Raw genomic sequence first — 573 nt, forward strand, 5'->3', positions numbered from 1 at the left:
CTGATAGAAAATGAAGACGCCATGGTGGCGCTGGGGGGGCATCTGGCAGAAGCCCTGGGTGACCGGGGCATTGTTTTTCTGCATGGTGATCTTGGTGCGGGTAAAACCACGTTCTGCCGGGGTGTCCTTCGGCATCTTGGTCATCAGGGTGCGGTAAAAAGCCCGACCTATACACTGGTGGAGCCTTACGAGATAAATAACCATAAGGTTTACCACTTTGATCTTTATCGCCTTGCCGACCCTGAGGAGTTGGAATTTATTGGTGGTCGGGATTATTTCAGCGAAGCGGCGCTATGTCTGGTTGAGTGGCCAACCCGCGGACAGGGGGAGCTGCCAGAAGCTGATCTGGATATTACCTTTGCCTACCACTCTTTTGACCAGAGTGAGTTGCCCGGCAGGAAAGCGACGATTGTCGCAGTGACTGATAAAGGGAAGCGTGCGCTGGAAACCATAAGAGCACTTCAGGGGGGCGGATGAGTCAGAGAACAGGGATTGTTCGCCGGGTTCTGGCCAGGCTTTCGATAAAACAACGCGCAGCAACACCTACCCGAAAAAGAGCCGCCTCTGGCACTG

Annotated in this window: 1 protein-coding gene; it reads left to right on the forward strand. The window is 54.1% G+C overall.

Features of this window, described 5'->3' with window-relative positions; translation table 11 throughout:
• Positions 1 to 477, forward strand: a complete 477-nt coding sequence (gene tsaE, locus J7438_RS27100; protein WP_209279113.1) for a tRNA (adenosine(37)-N6)-threonylcarbamoyltransferase complex ATPase subunit type 1 TsaE — start codon at positions 1 to 3, stop codon at positions 475 to 477.
• Positions 478 to 573 lie beyond the last annotated feature (96 nt).

The organism is Thalassotalea sp. G20_0, assembly GCF_017744175.1.
In the GTDB taxonomy this organism is placed as follows: domain Bacteria; phylum Pseudomonadota; class Gammaproteobacteria; order Pseudomonadales; family Endozoicomonadaceae; genus Endozoicomonas.